Origin of the sequence: Flavivirga sp. 57AJ16, from assembly GCF_028736925.1 — a bacterium.
Taxonomy (GTDB): Bacteria; Bacteroidota; Bacteroidia; order Flavobacteriales; family Flavobacteriaceae; genus Flavivirga.
Window position 1 is genome coordinate 1 of the sequence record NZ_JAQZAT010000049.1, and the last position, 1223, is coordinate 1223.

Consider the following 1223-nt stretch of genomic DNA (forward strand, 5'->3'; position numbering starts at 1 on the left):
GTGTAAGCTTCCCTTAAAAGCGAACTGTTTAAAAGTAGAAAAATAGTTTTAACTTTAAACAGTAATTATGAAGACAAGTAAATTTTCACCCACCCAGATTGCCAAAATTCTAAAAGAATTCGATAATGGCAAGACCGCTTCCGAGATTAGCCGGGAACATGGAGTAAGCACAGCCGCCTTTTATAAATGGCGAGAACGTTATGCTGGTATGAGCGGTAAGGAACTCAAACGCATTAAAGAACTCGAGGAGGAAAACCGCAAGCTCAAACAGATGTATGCCACTCTAGCACTGGACCACCAGATGGCCAAGGAGATCATTGAAAAAAAGCTCTAAAGCCCTACCGTAAACGAGCTATAAGTAAAGAACTTGCGCATTACGGTATCAGTAGGGCATGCCGTGTGATGAAAATGAGCAAGAGTGTCTATTACTATACCCCTTTACCCAAAGATGATTCTGAAATCGAAAAAGCCTTGCAAGAAAAAGCTGAGGAACGTTCAGAGGAAGGTTTTTGGAAAGCGTATGAGCGTCTTCGAGATGAAGGTAAACCTTGGAATCACAAGCGAGTGCATCGAGTATATAAAACCTTAGGACTTCCCTTACGACGTAAGGCAAAGAAGCGCTTGCCGGCACGCATAAAGGAGCCTTTAGAGGTTCCTATAGAACTTAACCATACATGGAGTATGGATTTTGTAACTGATGTACTTGAGAATAAGAGACGGTTCAGAGCCTTTAACGTTATCGATGATTATAATAGGGAGGCATTACACATCGAAGTAGATTTTTCATTGACCAGTAACCGAATTGTATGGGTTCTCAATCATTTGGTTAATAAAAGGGGAAAGCCTAGTAGGATTCGAATGGATAATGGCCCAGAGTTCGTTGCTAAAATAACAGCAGTATGGAGCGAAATGCAAGAGATAGAATTCAAATATATCCAACCAGGAAAGCCAACACAAAATGCATTTGTGGAACGTTTTAACGGAAGTTTCAGAAGAGGAGTTTTGAACAAATACATTTTTGAACATATAGACCAAGTTAGAGAACAAACAGAGATATGGATGCAGGATTACAATCACAAAAGGCCACATAATTCACTTGGAGGTAAGTCACCAATAAAATATGCAGAAGAAAATTCTCATGGGGCTAGCCCCATGAGAATTAAAAATAATAACTTTATAGAGATATTGGACAATTAAGCAGTTCTAATCAAGGGAAGCTTACA

General features: G+C 39.5%; 1 protein-coding gene. It reads left to right on the top strand.

Features of this window, described 5'->3' with window-relative positions:
* The first annotated feature begins 67 nt into the window (after positions 1-67).
* A protein-coding gene (locus PQO00_RS20285) for an IS3 family transposase (protein ID WP_274186682.1) occupies positions 68-1197 on the top strand; the annotation gives its coding sequence in 2 pieces (ribosomal slippage) (positions 68-329 and positions 329-1197; 1131 coding nt in all).
* Positions 1198-1223: the final 26 nt, after the last annotated feature.